At 73.4% G+C, this 18,599-nt stretch carries 14 protein-coding genes; all 14 read right to left on the bottom strand.

Going from position 1 to position 18,599, the window contains the following annotated elements:
- Positions 1–403: 403 nt before the first annotated feature.
- The 14 genes from ACFVXG_RS19850 to ACFVXG_RS19785 all read right to left on the bottom strand — a co-directional run bounded on the left by ACFVXG_RS19850 (position 404) and on the right by ACFVXG_RS19785 (position 18,421).
- Complete coding sequence (locus ACFVXG_RS19850) at positions 404–3,451, bottom strand: helix-turn-helix transcriptional regulator (protein ID WP_387929199.1); 3,048 nt, start codon at positions 3,449–3,451, stop codon at positions 404–406.
- 134 nt (positions 3,452–3,585) lie between these two features.
- Complete coding sequence (locus tag ACFVXG_RS19845) at positions 3,586–3,744, bottom strand: hypothetical protein (RefSeq protein WP_387929197.1); 159 nt, start codon at positions 3,742–3,744, stop codon at positions 3,586–3,588.
- Positions 3,745–4,034: 290 nt separating this feature from the next.
- A complete protein-coding gene (gene gatB, locus ACFVXG_RS19840) occupies positions 4,035–5,546 on the bottom strand; it encodes an Asp-tRNA(Asn)/Glu-tRNA(Gln) amidotransferase subunit GatB (RefSeq protein WP_387929196.1) in 1,512 nt (503 codons plus the stop codon).
- A gap of 71 nt (positions 5,547–5,617) precedes the next feature.
- Positions 5,618–5,905, bottom strand: a complete 288-nt coding sequence (locus tag ACFVXG_RS19835; protein WP_387929194.1) for a hypothetical protein — start codon at positions 5,903–5,905, stop codon at positions 5,618–5,620.
- On the bottom strand, positions 5,902–7,395 hold the full coding sequence (gatA, locus tag ACFVXG_RS19830) for an Asp-tRNA(Asn)/Glu-tRNA(Gln) amidotransferase subunit GatA (RefSeq protein ID WP_387929192.1): 1,494 nt from the start codon (positions 7,393–7,395) through the stop codon (positions 5,902–5,904). The genes ACFVXG_RS19835 and gatA overlap by 4 nt, the downstream gene beginning before the upstream one ends.
- Before the next feature lie 5 nt (positions 7,396–7,400).
- A complete protein-coding gene (gatC, locus tag ACFVXG_RS19825; RefSeq protein WP_030057414.1) occupies positions 7,401–7,697 on the bottom strand; it encodes an Asp-tRNA(Asn)/Glu-tRNA(Gln) amidotransferase subunit GatC in 297 nt (98 codons plus the stop codon).
- 186 nt (positions 7,698–7,883) lie between these two features.
- Positions 7,884–9,698 carry a putative bifunctional diguanylate cyclase/phosphodiesterase gene (locus ACFVXG_RS19820; protein ID WP_387929191.1) on the bottom strand — a complete coding sequence of 605 codons (1,815 nt, stop codon included), beginning with the start codon at positions 9,696–9,698 and terminating at the stop codon, positions 7,884–7,886.
- A gap of 322 nt (positions 9,699–10,020) precedes the next feature.
- Entirely contained in the window at positions 10,021–12,309 is a 2,289-nt protein-coding gene (gene ligA / locus ACFVXG_RS19815) for an NAD-dependent DNA ligase LigA (RefSeq protein WP_387929189.1), read from the bottom strand.
- 19 nt (positions 12,310–12,328) lie between these two features.
- Positions 12,329–13,333, bottom strand: coding sequence for a methionine synthase (locus tag ACFVXG_RS19810; protein WP_387929187.1), 1,005 nt, complete (start codon positions 13,331–13,333; stop codon positions 12,329–12,331).
- Positions 13,334–13,394: 61 nt separating this feature from the next.
- Positions 13,395–14,084: an SDR family oxidoreductase gene (locus ACFVXG_RS19805; protein ID WP_387929185.1), complete on the bottom strand. Its 690-nt coding sequence runs from the start codon at positions 14,082–14,084 to the stop codon at positions 13,395–13,397.
- A gap of 13 nt (positions 14,085–14,097) precedes the next feature.
- On the bottom strand, positions 14,098–14,622 hold the full coding sequence (locus ACFVXG_RS19800; RefSeq protein ID WP_387929184.1) for a TIGR00730 family Rossman fold protein: 525 nt from the start codon (positions 14,620–14,622) through the stop codon (positions 14,098–14,100).
- 135 nt (positions 14,623–14,757) lie between these two features.
- Complete coding sequence (locus tag ACFVXG_RS19795; RefSeq protein WP_387929182.1) at positions 14,758–15,930, bottom strand: alpha/beta hydrolase family protein; 1,173 nt, start codon at positions 15,928–15,930, stop codon at positions 14,758–14,760.
- A 121-nt stretch (positions 15,931–16,051) separates the two neighbouring features.
- Positions 16,052–17,188 carry a tRNA 2-thiouridine(34) synthase MnmA gene (gene mnmA / locus ACFVXG_RS19790; protein WP_387929180.1) on the bottom strand — a complete coding sequence of 379 codons (1,137 nt, stop codon included), beginning with the start codon at positions 17,186–17,188 and terminating at the stop codon, positions 16,052–16,054.
- A 51-nt stretch (positions 17,189–17,239) separates the two neighbouring features.
- Positions 17,240–18,421 (bottom strand): cysteine desulfurase family protein, encoded by a 1,182-nt coding sequence (locus ACFVXG_RS19785; RefSeq protein WP_387929179.1) that lies wholly within the window; start codon positions 18,419–18,421, stop codon positions 17,240–17,242.
- Between the last annotated feature and the right edge of the window lie 178 nt (positions 18,422–18,599).

Raw genomic sequence — 18,599 nt, 5'->3', positions numbered from 1 at the left:
CGGGCAGCACCGTATCGGTGGAGCTCACTCGGCCTCTCCCCCTCCGGCCCGGGGCCCGGCGCCCCGGCCACGGACCACCGGCCGCGCACCTCTCGGCCGTACGCGGTGGCCTGGTGCCCCGTCAGGACGGTGGCCCAGGGGGTGGGCGGCCTTCCGGCCGCCGCACCGCACCGATGCTCCCGTTCGGGACCCTACACCAATTCCGTCACTCAATGACACGCACACTCAACTTAGAGTAATGGTGATGAGGTGGGGAAACGTAGCCGGTTCCGACCGATCGGCCCGGTTGGCGGCGGCGCGCGGGCAGGGGCTCACGCGGCGCGCACGGGAGCACGCGACGGCGCCCGCGCACCCGGACGGCACCGGCCGCCGACCGTTCGGACACGGTCGGCGACCTGCGGGTTCACCGCCCCGAGGGGGCCGGGTCGTCGGGGAACAGACGCAGCCGATGGGCCAGCGCGGCGGCCTCGCCGCGGCCGCCGACCTCCAACTTGCCCAGGATGTTGGACACGTGCACGCTTGCGGTCTTCGGAGAGATGTACAGCTCCTCGGCGATCTGCCGGTTGGTCCAGCCCCGCGCGAGCAACCGGAGCACGTCCCGCTCACGGGGGGTGAGCCCGAAGGAGTCCCCGACGGCCTGGGCCGGCACTCCGGTGGCGGCCGGGCGCTCGACCGGGGCCAGGGTCAGCCCGGCCCGCTCCGCCAGGGCGGTGACCTGCGCCCCGAGCGGCCGGTCCGCCCGGGCGGTCGCCAGTTCGCCCGCCTCGCGCAGCAGTTCGGTCGCGGCCTCGCGCCGCCCCGCCCGGACCTCCGCCTCGGCGCCCCGCAGCAGGGCGAGCGCCAGCGGGTACGGCAGGCCGGTCGGCCGCAGCTCGGTGACCGCCTCCGCCCACTGCGCGGGGGTGTCCGCGGCCGCGGCCCGGGCCAGCTCGGCCTCCAGCAGCCGCGCCCAGCCGTGGTGCAGCGGCGAGTGCGGCCGCAGCTCGGCGGCGGCCGCGGCGATCGCGGCCAGCGCCGCGGGCCGGCCCGCGGCGGTCTCCGGCACGCCCAGGCTGTCCGCCTCCACCCCGGCGGCCTCCACCAGCAGCGGGTAGACGTCGGACTCGTAGCCCAGCCGCCCGCCCTCCGCGAGCACCGCCAGCAGCTCGGCCCGGGCGTCCAGCGGCCGCCCGTTGTACCCGGCGATCCGCACGGCCAGCCGGCTGATCGGCACGCTGTGCTGCGCCTGGCCGACCCGGTTGGCCGCCCGGGCCCGGGCCAGCATGGTCGCCGCGGTCGCGACGTCCCCGCGCAGCACGGCGAGCTCGCCGCTCATCCGGTCCAGGAACTCGGCGTGGGAGCCGGGCAGGCCGATCAGCTCGCTGGCGGTGAGCAGCTCCGCGGCCTCCCCCACCCGCCCGAGGTCGGCGAGCGCCTCGACCAGGTTGCCGGTCAGGATGTTGCCGATGTTGCGCTGCAGCCCGTTGCCGTCCGCGAACTCCAGGCCCTCCCGGGCCAGTCGGACGGCCTCCTCGGCCCGGCCCAGTCCGCGCTGCATGCTGGCCAGGTTGTTGATGCCGCGCAGCAGGAGGTCGGGGATGCCGAGCGACCGGGCCCGCTCGACCGCGGCCGCCAGCTCGGCCAGGCCGCCCTCGGCGTCGCCCAGCAGGTCGTAGCGCAGGCTGCCGAGGGTCATCCGGGCGTGCACCTCGACCGAGTGGGCACCGACCTGCTGGGCGATCCGGATCGCCCGCTCGGCCAGCTCCAGGTGCTCGAAGCGGGGCGCCCTGACCACCGCCACGCCCGCGGCCAGCGCGAACACCTCGGCCTGGGTCGCGGACGGCGGCAGGTGCTCCACCAGCCGGTGCGCGCGGGTGATCTCCTCGTCGTCCCCGGAGCGGCGCAGGTTGCCCAGCATCCGGGCCCGGTTGATCCGGAACCAGGCCGCGCGCACCGGGTGCTCCGCCTCGTCGACCAGCCGGATCCCGCGCTTGGCCAGGCTCAGGCCGCGCTCGCGGTCACCGCAGCGCCGGGCCGCGACCACCGCCTCGGCCAGCACGTCGACCAGCTGGATCCGGTCGCAGTCCGCGTCCGCCGGGCTGTGGTCGCAGGAGCCGGGCGGGTAGGTCTCGGCCCAGTCGTACGGGCGCAGGGTGTGCGCCAGCACCTCCTCGGAGACCAGGTCCCACAGCTCCAACGCCCGTTCCAGCATGCCGAGTTGCTCGGCGAAGGCATTACGGCGGCGGGCCGCCCGGGCGGCGTCCAGGGCGGTCGGCAGGGCCCGCGCCGGGTCGTGGGCGTGGTACCAGTAGTTCGCCAGCCGGGCGGGCAGCGCGTCGGCGGGCACGAGCTGCGGGGCGGCCTCCACGGCGAGCGCGAACTTGCGGTTGATCCGGTGCCGTTCGCCGGGCAGCAGGTCGTCCGAGACGGCCTCGCGGACCAGCGCGTGCCGGAACCGGTAGCCCTCGCCCTCGCTGTCCGGGCGCAGGATGTTGGCGCCGACGGCCGCCCGCAGCGCCTCGATCAGCGCCTCCTCGTCATCGGCCAGGACGGCGGCCAACAGGGCGTGTTCGACGTGCGAGCCGCCCTCGGCGGCGATCCGCACCACCCGCTGGGCCTCCTCGTCCAGCCCCTCGACCCGGACCAGCAGGATGTCCCGCAGCGAGTCGGTCAGCCCGGCGCCGCAGCCGTCCTCGAAGGCGGTGGCCAGCTCCTCGACGAAGAACGGGTTGCCCTCCGAGCGGCGCAGGATCCGGTCCACCAGCTGGCGGTCGGGGGCGCCGGTGCCGAGGATGCCGGCCAGCTGGGCCGCGACCTCGCGGTGGCTGAACCGGGCCAGCTCCAGGCGCTGCACGGTGCGCAGCCGTTCCAGCTCGGCCAGGAAGGGGCGCAGCGGGTGGCGGCGGTGCAGGTCGTCGGTGCGGTAGGTGGCGACCAGCAGCACCCGGGAGCGGTGCAGGGTGCGCACCAGGAAGGCGAGCAGTTCGCGGGTGGAGCGGTCGGACCAGTGCAGGTCCTCGACGGCGAGCACGAGGGTACGTTCCGCGCCGAACCGTTCGAACAGTCTCGCAGTGTGCTCGAACAGTCGGGCCCGGCCGTACTCGTCGTTGGGTTCGCCGTCCCCTTCACCGAACTCGGAGAGCAGTCGGGCGAGATGGCTCTCGCTGCCGGCCGCCGCCGCCTCGAACTCGGCCCCCAGCGAGCGGTGCAGCCGGCGCAGCGCGGCGGCCAGCGGTGCGTAGGGCAGGCCCTCGGCGCCGACCTCCAGACAGCTGCCGAGCGTGGTGACCGCTCCCCCGTCGGCGGCGCGCTGCAGGAACTCCTCCAGCAGCCGGGTCTTGCCGATGCCGGCCTCGCCGCCGATCAGCACGGCCTGCGGGCTGCCACTGCCCGCCCGGCGCAGCGCGTCGGTCAGTTCGGTGATCTCGCTGCCGCGGCCGACGAAGACGGGACTGACCGATATCTGCTGCATGGAGGCGAGCATGCCATAGCCGGAGCCACTGGTGAGAGGGGTTATCTCGCGGGGCGAACGCCCGGAGGGGGAGGCGCTCACTCGCGGCGCCTCCCCCTCCGGAACTGCATCGGCACCGTCCTGGTGCCGGGTCATCAGCACTCCGACTGACGCACGGGGCGCCGCTGGAAGCGGGCGGCCACCGGACGGCGGCGCAGACGGGCGGCCTGCTTGGCCTCGCGGACCAGTCGCTCGTGCTCGGCGCGGGCTTCGAGCTCGTGGGCGTGCTGCTGGATGAGCTGGTACTCGATCACTTCGGGTTCCCCTTTTGGGTTTCACTGCGTTTCCCTGACATGTAAGAGCTTCCTCCCCCAGTGGGGGGTGCTACATCGGGCGCGTGCCCCATCTTCCGAAGGCCGAGTGCCTTAGATCCGGCGCAGAAAAAGGTTTAAGGCCCCGCCTCACCTAGATACGTAGGTGAGACGGGGCCTTAGGCCTTACTTAGAGGGCCTTAGATGCCTTAGACGCCTTAGGAAGGCGGGCCTGGCAGCCTAGGAACCCATGGATGGCTCAGGCGGAGACGCCGAGCTTCTCCAGGCTGTGCTTACTGGCCTTCCGCGGCAAGCCGCTCCAGGATGAGGTCCTTGACCCGGGCCGCGTCCGCCTGGCCACGGGTGGCCTTCATGACCGCGCCGACCAGCGCGCCCACGGCGGCGACCTTGCCGTCGCGGATCTTGGCGGCGACCGCCTCGTTCTCGGCGATGGCCTGGTCCACGGCGGCACCCAGCGCGGAGTCGTCCGAGACCACGGCCAGGCCGCGCTTCTCGACGACCTCGTCCGGCTCGCCCTCGCCGGCCAGCACGGCCTCGATGACCTGACGGGCCAGCTTGTCGTTCAGCTTGCCCTCGGCGACCAGCGCGGTCACCCGGGCGACCTGCGCCGGGGTGATCGGCTGCTCGCTCAGCTCGGTGCCGGTCTCGTTGGCGCGGCGGGCCAGCTCGCCCATCCACCACTTGCGGGCCTGGTCGGCGGGGGCGCCGGCCGCGATGGTCTCCAGGATCGGCTCGACCGCACCGGCGTTGAGCACCGACTGCATGTCCTTGTCGGTCAGGCCCCACTCGGCCTGCAGCCGGGCGCGACGCACCCGCGGCAGCTCCGGCAGCCCGGCCCGCAGCTCCTCGACCCACGCCCGGGCGGGGGCCACCGGCACCAGGTCCGGCTCGGGGAAGTAGCGGTAGTCCTCGGCGTTGTCCTTGATCCGGCCCGAGGTGGTGCTGCCGTCCTCCTCGTGGAAGTGACGGGTCTCCTGGACGATGGTGCCGCCGTCGGTCAGCACGGTGGCGTGCCGCTGGATCTCGAACCGGGCGGCCCGCTCCACGCTGCGCAGGGAGTTGACGTTCTTGGTCTCCGAGCGGGTGCCGAAGGTCTGGGTGCCGTTCGGGCGCAGCGACAGGTTGACGTCGCAGCGCATCTGGCCCTTGTCCATCCGGGCCTCGGAGACGCCCAGCGCCAGGATCAGCTCGCGCAGCTCGCGCACGTACGCCTTGGCGACCTCGGGGGCGCGCTCGCCCGCTCCCTCGATCGGCTTGGTGACGATCTCGATCAGCGGGATGCCGGCCCGGTTGTAGTCGAGCAGCGAGTGGGTGGCCCCGTGGATGCGACCGGTGGCGCCGCCGACGTGGCTGGACTTGCCGGTGTCCTCCTCCATGTGGGCGCGCTCGATCTCCACGCGGAAGGTCGAGCCGTCCTCCAGCTGCACGTCGAGGTAGCCGTTGAAGGCGATCGGCTCGTCGTACTGCGAGGTCTGGAAGTTCTTGGGCATGTCCGGGTAGAAGTAGTTCTTCCGCGCGAACCGGCACCACTCGGCGATCTCGCAGTTCAGCGCCAGGCCGATCTTGACGGCCGACTCCACGCCGACCGCGTTGACCACCGGGAGCGAACCCGGCAGGCCCAGGCAGGTCGGGCAGGTCTGGCTGTTCGGCTCGGCGCCCAGCTCGGTCGAGCAACCGCAGAACATCTTGGTCTTGGTACCCAGCTCGACGTGGACCTCAAGGCCCATCACCGGGTCGTACGACGCGAGAGCGTCCTCGTAGGAGACCAGGTTCATGACGCTCACAGCGTCCCTTCTCACTTGAAGCTTGGGAGGTACGGGCCCGGCCCCGCGGCGCGCGGGGCCGGGCCGGGGCGTCAGCCCAGCAGTACGTCGTCGGAGGCGAGCTGACGCAGCTCGCGCACCAGCAGCGCCGTGCCGGTGATCAGCGCGGCGGCACCGACCAGGGCGTTGACCAGCTTGAGGGTGTCGCTCTCCTCGCGGGCCTTGCGGACGTCCTTGACCACGGAGATCGCACCGAACGCGCTGGTGCCGATGGACAGCCACAGGCCGGGCTTGCTGTGCTTCCACCCCTTGATGGAGCTCTGGGCCTTGAGGGAGCTCGGGGCCTTGACGGAGCTCGGGGCCTTCTCGGTCTTGCTCACAGTGCCGGTACCTCCTCCAGCAGGGTGTGCCCCCACTTGTCGTTGAGTGCGGCCTCGACGGCGCCGCCCACGCGGTACAGGCGGTCGTCCGCCATCGCGGGAGCGATGATCTGCAGGCCGACCGGGAGATTGTCCTCCGGCGCCAGGCCGACCGGCAGCGACATGGCCGCGTTGCCCGCCAGGTTGGACGGGATCGTGCACAGGTCGGCCAGGTACATCGCCATCGGGTCGTCGGCGCGCTCGCCGATCGGGAAGGCGGTGGTCGGCGTGGTCGGCGAGACCAGCACGTCCACACCGGCGAAGGCGGCGTCGAAGTCGCGCGAGATGAGCGTGCGCACCTTCTGGGCCGAGCCGTAGTAGGCGTCGTAGTAGCCGGAGGAGAGGGCGTAGGTGCCCAGGATGATGCGGCGCTTGACCTCGTCGCCGAAGCCGGCCTCGCGGGTCAGCGCGGTGACCTCCTCCGCCGAGCGCGAGCCGTCGTCGCCGACCCGCAGGCCGTAGCGCATGGCGTCGAACCGGGCCAGGTTGGAGGAGCACTCCGACGGCGCGATCAGGTAGTACGCCGGCAGCGCCAGGGTGAAGGACGGGCAGGACACCTCGACGACCTCGGCGCCCAGCTCGCGCAGCAGCTCCACCGACTCCTGGAAGCGCTGCATCACGCCGTCCTGGTAGCCCTCGCCGGCGAACTCCTTGACGACGCCGATCCGCATGCCGCGGACGTCGCGCATCTTCGCGGCCGCGACCACGGCCGGGACGGGCGCGTCGATCGAGGTGGAGTCCAGCGGGTCGTGGCCGGCGATGGCCTCGTGCAGCAGGGCCGCGTCCAGCACCGTACGGGCGCAGGGACCGCCCTGGTCCAGGCTGCTGGAGAACGCGACCAGGCCGTAGCGGGACACCGAGCCGTAGGTCGGCTTGACGCCGACGGTGCCGGTGACGGCGCCGGGCTGGCGGATCGAGCCGCCGGTGTCGGTGCCGATCGCCAGCGGGGCCTCGAAGGCGGCCAGCGCGGCGGCCGAACCGCCGCCGGAGCCGCCGGGGATGCGGGTGAGGTCCCACGGGTTGCCGGTCGGGCCGTAGGCGGAGTTCTCGGTGGAGGAGCCCATCGCGAACTCGTCCATGTTGGTCTTGCCGAGGATGACCACGCCCGCGTCCTTGAGACGGGTGGTCAGGGTGGCGTCGTAGGGCGGGATCCAGCCCTCGAGCATCTTGGACCCACAGGTGGTCGGGATGCCCTTGGTGGTGAAGACGTCCTTCAGCGCGAGCGGGACGCCGGCCAGCGGGCCCAGCTCCTCGCCCTTGGCGCGCTTGTCGTCGACGGCCTTGGCGGCGGCCAGCGCGCCCTCGGTGTCGACGTGCAGGAAGGCGTTGACCTTCTTGTCGACGGCCCCGATGCGGTCCAGGTGCGCCTGGGCGACCTCGACGGCGGAGACCTCACCCTTGGCGATGGCGCCCGCGGTCTCGGCCGCGGTGTACTTGATCAGCTCGGTCATCTCGGTCAGTCCTCCCCGAGGATCTGCGGCACACGGAAACGCTGCTCCTCGGCGGCGGGGGCGCCGGACAGCGCCTGCTCCGGGGTGAGCGACGGCCGTACCTCGTCCGCGCGCATGACGTTGGTCAGCGGCAGCGGGTGGGAGGTCGGCGGTACGTCCTGTCCGGCGACCTCGGAAACGCGGGCGACCGCGCCGATGATCACGTCGAGCTGCTCGGCGAAGTGGTCCAGCTCTTCGGGCTTCAGCTCAAGACGCGACAGCCGGGCGAGGTGGGCGACCTCCTCGCGCGTGATGCCAGGCATGCAGCGATCCTCAGGGTGAGTTCTGGTGAGACCCGGCGACGCCTTCGGCGGTGCCGGGCCCGGGCAGGAGCAGCCGGGTTCGGCGCTCCGTCCTCGTGGTCTTTGGACCCCATCCTATGGGGCCCGGCCCGGCCACCGGCCAACGAGTGGACCGGCGGCCCCGTTACCGCCCCGTCACCCCTACGGCTACTGGGGCCCGGTGCGGGCCCAACCCTGCGCGCCCGGCGCCTGGAAGCCGATCTGCGCGGCGGGCAGCGCCTGGCCCCGCTGCCCGGCCTGGAGGGCGGGCGGCAGCACCGGCGGGAGGGTCGGCGGCAGCACCGGGGGCAGCGCGCCCGACCGGTCGACCGGCTTGACCGCGGCGGGCCGCTCGACCGGCTTGATGATCGACGGGAGCTGCGGCGGCGCGCCGAGCCGCTCCACCGTCGGGGCCCCGGTGGTGCGGTGCACCCGCAGCCAGGCGGTGGCCTGTTCGGCGGGCAGCGCCGCGGACACCAGCCAGCCCTGGACGGCGTCCACGCCCATGCAGTGCAGCCGCTCCCAGGTCTCGTCGTCCTCGACGCCCTCGGCGACCACGGTCAGGCCGAGCGAGTGGGCCAGCTCGACCGAGCAGCGGACCACCGCCGCGTCGTGGTCGTCGGCGACCATCCGGGAGACGAAGGAGCGGTCGATCTTGAGCTCGCCGACCGGCAGGCTGCGCAGCCGCACCAGCGAGGAGTGGCCGGTGCCGAAGTCGTCCAGGGACATCCCGACGCCGTAGCCGCGCAGCTCGGCCAGGGTGTCGGCGGCGCGCCGGGAGTCGTCCAGCAGCAGCCGTTCGGTGATCTCCAGCTGGAGCGCGTGGGCCGGCACCTGGTGGCGGACCAGGTGCCCGGCGACGCGCTGGGCGAAGCCGGGGTTGAGCACGTCGCGCGGCGAGACGTTGACCGCGACCTGCACCTGGAGGCCCTGGTCGCGCCAGTAGGCGAGCTGGCCGACCGCCGCCTCCAGCACGTAGTCGGTGAGCCGGGGCATCAGGCCGCTGGACTCGGCGAGCCCGACGAACTCGTCCGGGGAGACCTTCCCCTGCCCGGGCCGCTCCCAGCGCAGCAGGGCCTCCAGGCCGACCACCCGGCCGTCGAAGGCCACCTTCGGCTGGTAGTGCAGCTGCACCTCGCCGGTCTCCAGAGCCCGGCGCAGGTCCCCGAGCAGGCCGATCCGGTACGGGGTGTCGGCGTCCTGGGTCTCGTCGTACTGGGCGACCCCGCTGCACTCGCGCTGGGCGTGGCCCATCGCCACGTCGGCGCGGCGCAGCAGCGACTCGGCGTCCTGGGCGCCCTGCGGGTAGACGCAGACGCCGGCGCTGGCCTCCAGCACCAGCAGGAGCCCGTCCAGCCGGATCGGCGCGGCGAGTTCGACGATCAGCGCCTTGGCGACCCGTTCCAGGCTGTCGGGGCAGTTGATGCCGGGGAGCAGGACGGCGAACTCGTCGCCGCCCATCCGGGCCACCATGGGGCGGCCGCGCCGGTAGTTCCGGGGCAGGCCGGCGAAGACGTCGTCGATGGACTCCCGGGTCTCGCTGCCGGCCGGGCCGCCGGAGCGCAGCGCCCGGTGGAGCCGGCGGGCGATGTGAACCAGCAACCGGTCACCGGCCGTATGACCAAGTGTGTCGTTGAGTGACCGGAAGCGGTCGAGGTCGAGCAGGATGAGACCGACGCTGTAGCCTTCCTCGCGCTCGACGATCGCCTCCTGGGCGGCCAGCAGCAGGGCCTGACGGTTGGGCAGATCCGTCAGGGGGTCGGTCAGCTGGTCGCGGGCCCGGTCCCGGGCGATCCGCCAGGCCGCCACCAGGACGGCCAGCGGCACCGCGAACAGCGGCAGCAGTTCGGGTTCGTACCGGTAGACCAGGACGGCCAGCGGGATGAGCGGCGCGGCTCCGGCCAGCAGCACGCCGAGCAGCAGGACCGCACCTGCCACCCCCTGCGGCGGGCGTGTGGGCGCGCCGCCGGTCGTACGATCCATAAGCCCTGTCCTCCGTCGGGCCCGCCCCGTCAGGCCGCCTTACGGTGAGGCACCGATCCGGTACCGACAGCTGCCGGGCATGGAGCGACCCCGAGGAGCACCGGCTGAGCCGGTGCCCCCACCCCTGCTGACACTCTGTTGCGCTCCAGGGTATGCCGGGGTCCACCCGGTGGGCAGACTTTCGGACAACCGGAAACGCGCCACCGCGCCCGGGTGTCGCACAGTGACACAATGCCCGCTTTCACTGGACGGCACCCGGTGACGTTGCATCAGGACGATAACAACACGGATCCGGCCGCCGGGCGCTCGGGTCCGCTCCCGATCAGCCCTCGACCGGTGCGGCGGCGGGCTCCTCGGGCGCCTCCGGCTCCGGAAGTCCCAGGTGGGCGTGGGCGGCAGACGGTCCGTCGGCGAGCAGGACGGCGAAGCCCGCGTCGTCCAGGACCGGCAGGCCGAGCTGCACCGCCTTGTCGAACTTGGACCCGGGGTTGTCACCGGCGACCACAAAATCGGTCTTCTTCGAAACCGAACCGGTCACCTTCGCTCCGCGCGAGGTCAGCGCCTCCTTGGCACCGTCCCGGGTGTGGCCGGCCAGCGTCCCGGTGACCACGACGGTCAGGCCCTCCAGCGGACGCTCCGCCTCCTCCTCGTCCGCGAACTCCTCGACGAAGCGGACGCCGGCGGCGCGCCACTTCTCCAGGATCTCCCGGTGCCACTCCTCCTCGAACCACTCCCGGATCGAGCGGGCGATGGTGGGGCCCACGCCCTCGACCGCCGCCAACTCCTCCTCGGTGGCCGAGAAGACCCGGTCGAGGTCCCGGAACTCCCGCGCCAGCTCCTGCGCCGCCACCGGGCCCACGTGCCGGATCGACAGGCCGTTGAGGAAGCGCCAGAGCGGACGGTCCTTGGCCCCCTCCAGGTTGTCCAGCAGGGTCTGCAGCGACTTCTTCGGCTCGCCCTTGGTGGTCGCGAAGAAGAAGACCTCCTTCTCCTTGCCCGTCCGGTCGTCCAGCTTGGGCATGCCGGTCTTCTGGTCGCGCACCAGCACCTTGATCGGCAGCAGCTGCTCCGCCGTCAGCCCGAAGACGTCGCCCTCGTTGCGCACCGGGGCCTCGGCCGGCTCCAGCGGCTGGGTCAGCGCGGTGGCCGCGACGTAGCCCAGGCCCTCGACGTCCAGGCACTGCCGCCCGCCGAGGAAGGCGATCCGCTCCCGGATCTGGGCCGGGCAGTGCTGGGCGTTGGGGCAGCGCAGGTCGATGTCCCCCTCGGACATCGGGCGCAGCTCGGTGTCGCACTCCGGGCAGTGCGAGGGCATCACGAAGGCCTGCTCGGTGCCGTCCCGCAGGTCGTAGACCGGGCCGAGGATCTCCGGGATCACGTCACCGGCCTTGCGCAGCACGACGGTGTCGCCGAGCAGGACGTCCTTGGCCTTGACCACGTCCTGGTTGTGCAGCGTCGCGTACTGCACCATCGAGCCGGCCACCTTCACCGGCTCGGCCAGCACCGCGAACGGGGTGGCCCGGCCGGTGCGCCCGACCCCGACCCGGATCTCCGCCAGCTTGCCGGTGACCTCCTCCGGCGGGTACTTCCAGGCGATCGCCCAGCGCGGGGACTTGGAGGTGGCGCCGAGCCGGCCCTGGAGGGCGATCTCGTCCACCTTGACCACGACGCCGTCGATCTCGTGCTCGACCGAGTGCCGCTGCTCGCCGAAGTGCTTGATGAACGCCCGGACCTCGGCGAGCGTGCCGACCACCTCGTTGTGCCGGGCCGTGGGCAGGCCCCAGTCATGCAGCAGCCGGTAGGCGTGCGACTGGTTGTCGATGTCGAAGCCGACCCGGGCGCCGATGCCGTGCACCACCATGTGCAGCGGGCGGGAGGCGGTGACGTGCGGGTCCTTCTGGCGCAGCGAACCGGCGGCGGCGTTGCGGGGGTTCATGAACAGCCGGATCATCGCCCGGGGCCGCTTGCCCTCCTTGGCGCGCTCCTCGTTCTCCTGCCGGCGGCGCTCGTTCTCCTCCGCGAAGGAGGCGTTGAGCGCGTCGAACTCCTCGGTCGGGAAGTAGACCTCGCCGCGGATCTCCACCAGCTCGGGGATGTTCTCGCCCTTGAGCTGGTGCGGGATCTCCTTGATGGTGCGGACGTTGGCGGTGATGTCCTCGCCGACCCGGCCGTCGCCGCGGGTCGCCGCCTGCACCAACTGGCCGTTCTCGTAGGTGAGGTTGACGGCCAGGCCGTCCACCTTGAGCTCGCACAGGTAGTGGTACTCGATGCCGTGCAGCTCGGTGGCGACGCGCTCGGCCCAGGCGGCCAGCTCCTCGTCGTCCATCGCGTTGTCCAGGCTGAGCAGGCGCTCGCGGTGCTCGACCGCGGCGAACAGCCCGGTGGCGGCGCCGCCGACCCGCTGGCTGGGCGAGTCCGGGGTGACCAGGCCCGGGTGCTCGGCCTCGATCGCCTCCAGCTCGCGCATCAGCGCGTCGAACTCGGCGTCGCTGACGACCGGCGCGTCCTGCTCGTAGTACCGGGCGCGGTGGTCGGTGATCTCCGCCGCCAGCTCGGCGTGCCGCCTGCGCACCTCCGCCGGGACGTCCTCCCAGCCCTCGACAGCCGTCACCGCAAGCCCTCCTACGTTCTCATTCCGGGTTGTCCACCAGGCTCTGCGCCGCCCGCGCCGCGAGCGACAGCGCCTTGCGCGCGTACGCCGGGGAGGCCCCGGCGAGCCCGCAGGTCGGCGTCACCAGCACGCGACGGCCCAGCAGCTCCGGAGCGAACCCGAGCCTGCGCCACAAGGTCCTGACCCCCTGGACACTACCGGCCGGGTCGGACACCGCCTGGTCAACGGCGGGGACGACACCGGCGAGGATCGCCGTGCCGCCCTCCACCGCCTCGCCCAGGTCGTCGTCCTGGCGGTCGGTGAGGAGGGAGAAGTCCAGCGAGATCCCGGCGACACCGGCCCGGCGCAGCAGCGGGATCGGGACGTCCGGCGCGCAGGAGTGCACCACGACCGGAGCGTCCAGGCCGCGGATCAGCTCGCGCAGCACCTCCTCGGCGACCTGCCGGTCGACGGCGCGCAGCCGCTGGAAGCCGCTGGCGGTCTTCACCGACCCGGCCAGCACGGCGGGCAGCGAGGGCTCGTCCAGCTGGAGCACCAGCTCGGCGCCCGGCACCCGCTTGCGGACCTCGGCCAGGTGGCGGCGCAGGCCCTCGGTGAGCGAGCCGGCGATGTCCCGGCAGGCGCCGGGGTCGGCGAGCGCCTTCTCGCCGTGCCTGAGCTCGATGGCGGCGGCCAGCGTCCACGGGCCGACGGCCTGGACCTTGAGCGCGCCCTGGTACCCCTGGGTGAACTCCTCCAGGGCGTCCAGGTCCTCGCCGAGCCAGGAGTGGGCGCGGCGGGTGTCCCGGCCGGGGCGGTCGGCGAAGCGCCAGCCGCTGGGCTCGGTCTGCGCGAAGAGTTCGACCAGCAGGCCGGCGCTGCGGCCGATCATGTCGGCGCCCGGGCCGCGGGCGGGCAGCTCCGGCAGGAACGGCAGCTGCTCCAGCGCCCCGGTGGAGGTCTTGGCGGCCTCCCGGGCGTCGGTGCCGGGAAGCGAACCGACGCCGGTGGCGGCGCCGCGCAGGTCGGGGAAGGGTGTGCTCACCCGTCCGAGCCTAGTGCGCGGCGCCTCCGACGTTCGCCGGTGTCCGGGTCGGCGCCGACGGTCAGCGGCCGGGGCGGACGGTGAGGTCGGTGATCTCGGCGTCCCGGGAGGCGTCCAGGGCGGCGAGGACGGCCTTGGCGACGGACTCCGGGTCGATCCAGCGCCCGGCGTCGTACTCCTTGCCCTCCTGCTGGTGCACCTTGGCCTGCATCGCCGTGGCGGTGCGGCCCGGGTAGACCGAGGTGACCCGGACGCCGTTCGCGTGCTCCTCCTGGCGCAGCGCGTCGGCGAGCGCCTTCAGGCCGTGCTTGCTGGCCGCGTACGCCGACCACTCGGCGTGCGCGGTGAGCCCGGCGCCGGAGTTGACGAACACCACGTGTCCCTTGGCCAGGCGCAGCGAGGGCAGCAGCAGCCGGGTCAGCTCGGCCGGGGCGACCAGGTTGACGTTCAGGGTGTCCTGCCAGGCCTTCACCGGCAGGTCGCCCACGGTGCCCAGCTCCACCATGCCGGCCACGTGCAGGACGGAGTCCAGCTCGACGGGCAGGGCCTGGTGCCCGAAGGCCCAGGAGAGCTTGCCGGGGTCGCCCAGGTCGCCGACCAGGGTGCGGGCGCCGGGGAAGCGGTCCCGCAGCTCGGCGGCCCGCCGGGCGTCCCGGGCGAGCAGCCAGAGCTCGTCCCCGCGTTCGGCGAGCTTCTCGGTCAGGACGGCGCCGATGCCGGAGCCGGCGCCGGTGATCAGATGTGCAGCCATGGGCCCGATCCTCTCAGGCCTTGAGCTGGGCGAAGACCTCGGCGGGGGTGTCGGCGAAGCCGACCAGCTCGGCCAGCGGCCGCGGCAGGAAGCCCTCGGCGTCCATCCGCTCCAGCTGGGTGCGCAGGCCCGCGTAGAAGCCCTCGGTGTCCAGGAGGATGACCGGCTTGTCGAAGATCCCGTGCTTCTTGAGCTCCAGCACCTCGGTGACCTCGTCCATCGTGCCCAGCCCGCCGACCAGCACCACGACGGCGTCCGCCCGGGCGGCCAACTCCCGCTTGCGCTCGGCCAGATCGGCGGTCATCACCAGCTCGTCGGCCCCGACGTAGCCCTTGTGCTTGAGCATCTCGACCAGCACGCCGACGAGCTTGCCGCCGGCCGCCTTCACCTCGTCGGCGAGCAGGCCCATCAGGCCGGCGTTGGAGCCGCCCCAGACCAGGGTGTGCCCGCCCTCCCCGAGCAGCCGGGCGAATTCGGCGGCGGGGGCGGAGTAGCGGTCGTCGAGCGAGTACGCGGAGCAGAAGACGCAGATATTCATGATGCCGTCTGGTCTATCACGCCCGCCCGCCGCCGCTCACCGGCTTTACCCGCAGTCCCCGCGCCGCGACGGGCGCCGCCCCCGGGGCCGCCGGGCCCTGCCGTGGAGCGCGCCACGGCCGGGCCTGGAGGGCCGCTACGGGTGCTGGAAGACCACCTCCGGGTCGGCGGCCGACGGGCCGTCCAGCAGGGGCTCGTGGCGGCCCTTGAGCGTCCGGTCGAAGAAGGCCCCGACGTACTCCCGGGTCAGCTGCATCCCGCGCTCCGCCGAGGTGGTCGTCCCCGCGGGGGCGGGGATGCCGGCCTCCTCGGCCAGCACGGGGACGTCGGTGAAGCTGCCGTGGTTGGTGCCCGCGACGGTCAGCCAGGGCTTGTAGCCCTGCCAGCCCGCCCAGGTCTTCGCCCAGGAGGTGTCCCCGCCGTTCGCGGAGTGGTCGCTGTCCTTCCCGAGCAGGAGGAACGAGCGGCCCTGGAGCGTGTCGGTCGGGATCGGCGCCCAGAAGGTGCCGTCCATGTTCACCCCGGCCTGGATCCGCCGGTCCTCGGCCATCGCGTTGAGCGTCGCGTCGCCGCCGATCGAGTGCCCGGCCATCCCGATCCGGTCGCGGTCGATCAGGTGGGACAGCCGCCAGACCGGGTGCTGCCCGGTCAGCTGGTCCAGGACGAAGGACACGTCCTTCGCCCGGCTGTCCGGGAGCGAGTCCGGTGCGCCGGTGTCGCACAGCGCGCAGCCGGGGGTGGTGCCGTCGGCGAGCGTCTCGCCGGAGTCCTCGTAGGTGTGGCCGACCAGGGCCACCACGTAGCCGTGGCTCGCCAGGTCGGTCGCCAGGCCGGTCAGCGTGGCGCGCGGGTTCTCGAAGCCGGGCGAGAGGACCACCAGCGGGAACTTCCCGCCCGCGGCCTTGGCGCCGGTGTAGGCGTGGGTGTCCAGGTTCACGAGGTCCTGCGGCTGGAGCCCGGTGCCGGCCGGCACCCGGGTCGCCAGGAAGCCCTGTGCCTCACCGGGGGTCATGTACGGCGCCGGCTCCCCGCTGCCCGGCCGGGCCGGGTAGAACACCGACACCGCCAGCTGCCGGGGCCCCGCCGCGGGCACCCACGGGTCGGTGCGGCTGTGGTCGGTCAGCCGCAGCACCTCCTCGCCCGCCTCGTACCGCCCGGTCGGACGGGGCAGCTCGCCGTGGAAGGCGGCGGGGGCCTGCGCGGCGACGGCGGGCGCGGGCGCGGGCGAGGCCGTCGCGGCCCCGGCCAGCGGGAGGGGAAGGGCGAGCACGAGCGCTGCAACGGCCGCGATGCGGTGGATTCGGGTCATGTCCCAGAGGCTAGGTTCGCGCCCCGGACCCCCGAATCAGCCGCCCGGATGCCCTCTCCGGCCCCGGTCATCCACCCGACCCAGCGCCGTCATCCCTCCGGATGACGGCGCCATGGCCCGTTCAGGCCCGGACCGCCGGGCGCTCGGTGGTGGCGATGGTGGCGGAGCCGATGACCCGGGTGCCGTCGTAGAGGACGACGGCCTGGCCGGGGGCGATGCCGCGGGCCGGGGTGTCGAGGCGGACGTGGAGGGTGTCGTCGACGACCGAGGCGGTGACCGGCACCTCCTCGCCGTGGGCGCGCAGCTGGGCGGTGTAGCGGCCCTCGACCAGGGCCTCGGTGCCGCACCAGCGGGGGCGGATGGCGGTCAGGGCGGTGACGTCGAGGCCCTCGACCGGGCCGACCGTGACGGTGTTGTTCACCGGCGAGATGTCGAGCACGTAGCGCGGCTTGCCGTCGGCGGCCGGGCGGCCGATCCGCAGGCCCTTGCGCTGGCCGATGGTGAAGCCGTAGGCGCCGTCGTGCTCGCCGAGCTTGGTGCCGTCCACGTCGAGGATGTCGCCGGTGGCGGTGCCGAGGTACTGCGCCAGGAAGCCCTGGGTGTCGCCGTCGGCGATGAAGCAGATGTCGTGGCTGTCGGGCTTCTTGGCGACGGCCAGGCCGCGCTGCTCGGCCTCGGCCCGGATGGCGTCCTTGGTGGTGTCGCCGAGCGGGAAGAGCGAGTGGGCGAGCTGGTCGGCGTCGAGCACTCCGAGGACGTAGGACTGGTCCTTGGCCGCGTCGACGGCGCGGTGCAGCTCGCGCTCCCCGGAGGGCAGGTCGACGATGCGGGCGTAGTGGCCGGTGCAGACGGCGTCGAAGCCGAGCGCGATCGCCTTGTCCAGCAGCGCGGCGAACTTGATCTTCTCGTTGCAGCGCAGGCAGGGGTTCGGGGTCCGCCCGGCCGCGTACTCGGCGACGAAGTCGTCGATCACGTCCTCGCGGAAGCGCTCGGCAAGGTCCCAGACGTAGAAGGGGATGCCGATCACGTCGGCGGCGCGCCAGGCGTCCCGGGAGTCCTCGATGGTGCAGCAGCCGCGCGCGCCGGTCCGGAAGGACTGCGGGTTGGCGGACAGGGCCAGGTGCACGCCGGTCACCTCGTGCCCCGCTTCGACGGCACGGGCGGCGGCGACGGCGGAGTCGACCCCGCCGGACATCGCCGCGAGCACGCGCAGGCGGCCGGTGGACGGAGTGGTCGGGGCACCCGGGAAGTCAGTCATGGTGAGTACAAGCCTACGGGGCGCCCGGACATGCCCCGGGCCCCCTAGGCGTTACCTGCGTACGGAGGCCAGGCCCGCGTTGCGGGCCCGCTGCACCGCCGGGCCGATGGCCGCCACCAGCGCCGTGACGTCCTCGCGGACCGAGGTGTGCCCGAGCGAGAACCGCAGCGAGGCGCGGGCCAGCAGCGGGTCGACGCCCATCGCGAGCAGCACGTGGCTGGGCTGCGGCACCCCGGCCGAGCAGGCCGAGCCGGTGGAGCACTCGATGCCCTGGGCGTCCAGCAGCATCAGCAGCGCGTCGCCCTCGCAGCCGGGGAAGGAGAAGTGGGCGTTGGCGGGCAGCCGGCCCTCCCCCGCCGGGTCACCGTTGAGCACCGCGTCCGGGACGGCCGCGGCCACCCCGGCCACCAGTTCGTCGCGCAGCGCGCCGAGCGTCACCGCGTGCTCCGCCCGCCGGTCGACGGCCAGCGAGGCGGCGGCCGCGAAGCCGGCGGCGGCGGGGGCGTCCAGGGTGCCGGAGCGCACGTCGCGCTCCTGGCCGCCGCCGTGCAGCAGCGGGACGGGCGCGGCGCCGCGGGAGAGCAGCAGCGCGCCGATGCCGAACGGGCCGCCGATCTTGTGCCCGGTGACGGTGAGTGCGGTGAGGCCCGACTCGGCGAAGGAGACCGGGACCTGACCGAGCGCCTGCACCGCGTCGGCGTGCATCGGGATGCCGTACTCGGCTGCCACGGCGGCGAGTTCGCGCACCGGCTGGACGGTGCCGACCTCGTTGTTGGCCCACATCACGGTGACCAGGGCGACGGAGCCGGGGTCGCGCTCGATCGAGGCGCGCAGCGCCTCGGGGTGCACCCGGCCCAGTTCGTCCACCGGCAGGTACTCGACCGTCGCGCCCTCGTGTTCGGAGAGCCAGTGCACCGCGTCCAGCACCGCGTGGTGCTCGACCGGGCTGCACAGCACCCGGACGCGGGCCGGATCGGCGTCCCGGCGGGCCCAGTAGAGGCCCTTGACCGCCAGGTTGTCCGACTCGGTGCCGCCGCCGGTGAGCACGATCTCGCTCGGGCGGGCGCCGAGGGATTCGGCCAGCGACTCGCGGGACTCCTCGACCACCCGGCGGGCTCGGCGGCCGGCCGCGTGCAGGGACGAGGCGTTGCCGACCACCCCCAGGTGCGCCGTCATCGCGGCGATCGCCTCGGGCAGCATCGGCGTGGTCGCCGCATGGTCCAGGTATGGCATAACCATCCGATTGTAGAGGGCATGCCCCGGGGCCCCACCAGGTCCTGTCCGAACAGGACCTGGGTGCGCACCGATCAAGCCACCGGCCGCGTCCCCGGGAGGGCGGCGTCCGGCACTGGTTTGTACCACTGCGCCGCCCAGCGGTTAGCCTGACGACCACTTCTCCATCGGGTTCCAG

The organism is Kitasatospora sp. NPDC058162 (assembly GCF_042884005.1).
Taxonomy (GTDB): Bacteria; Actinomycetota; Actinomycetes; order Streptomycetales; family Streptomycetaceae; genus Kitasatospora.
The sequence above is the reverse complement of the archived record's forward strand: the minus strand, read 5'-3'. Positions and strand labels throughout refer to the sequence as shown.

What these genes read in the sequence shown, in the direction of transcription:
- ACFVXG_RS19850 (WP_387929199.1), bottom strand. Translation starts at nt 3,451, where the DNA reads ATGCAGCAGATATCGGTCAGTCCCGTCTTCGTCGGCCGCGGCAGCGAG.
- gatA (WP_387929192.1), bottom strand. Translation starts at nt 7,395, where the DNA reads ATGACCGAGCTGATCAAGTACACCGCGGCCGAGACCGCGGGCGCCATC.
- gatC (WP_030057414.1), bottom strand. Translation starts at nt 7,697, where the DNA reads ATGCCTGGCATCACGCGCGAGGAGGTCGCCCACCTCGCCCGGCTGTCG.
- ACFVXG_RS19820 (WP_387929191.1), bottom strand. Translation starts at nt 9,698, where the DNA reads ATGGATCGTACGACCGGCGGCGCGCCCACACGCCCGCCGCAGGGGGTG.
- ACFVXG_RS19805 (WP_387929185.1), bottom strand. Translation starts at nt 14,084, where the DNA reads ATGGCTGCACATCTGATCACCGGCGCCGGCTCCGGCATCGGCGCCGTC.
- ACFVXG_RS19800 (WP_387929184.1), bottom strand. Translation starts at nt 14,622, where the DNA reads ATGAATATCTGCGTCTTCTGCTCCGCGTACTCGCTCGACGACCGCTAC.
- ACFVXG_RS19795 (WP_387929182.1), bottom strand. Translation starts at nt 15,930, where the DNA reads ATGACCCGAATCCACCGCATCGCGGCCGTTGCAGCGCTCGTGCTCGCC.
- mnmA (WP_387929180.1), bottom strand. Translation starts at nt 17,188, where the DNA reads ATGACTGACTTCCCGGGTGCCCCGACCACTCCGTCCACCGGCCGCCTG.
- ACFVXG_RS19785 (WP_387929179.1), bottom strand. Translation starts at nt 18,421, where the DNA reads ATGCCATACCTGGACCATGCGGCGACCACGCCGATGCTGCCCGAGGCG.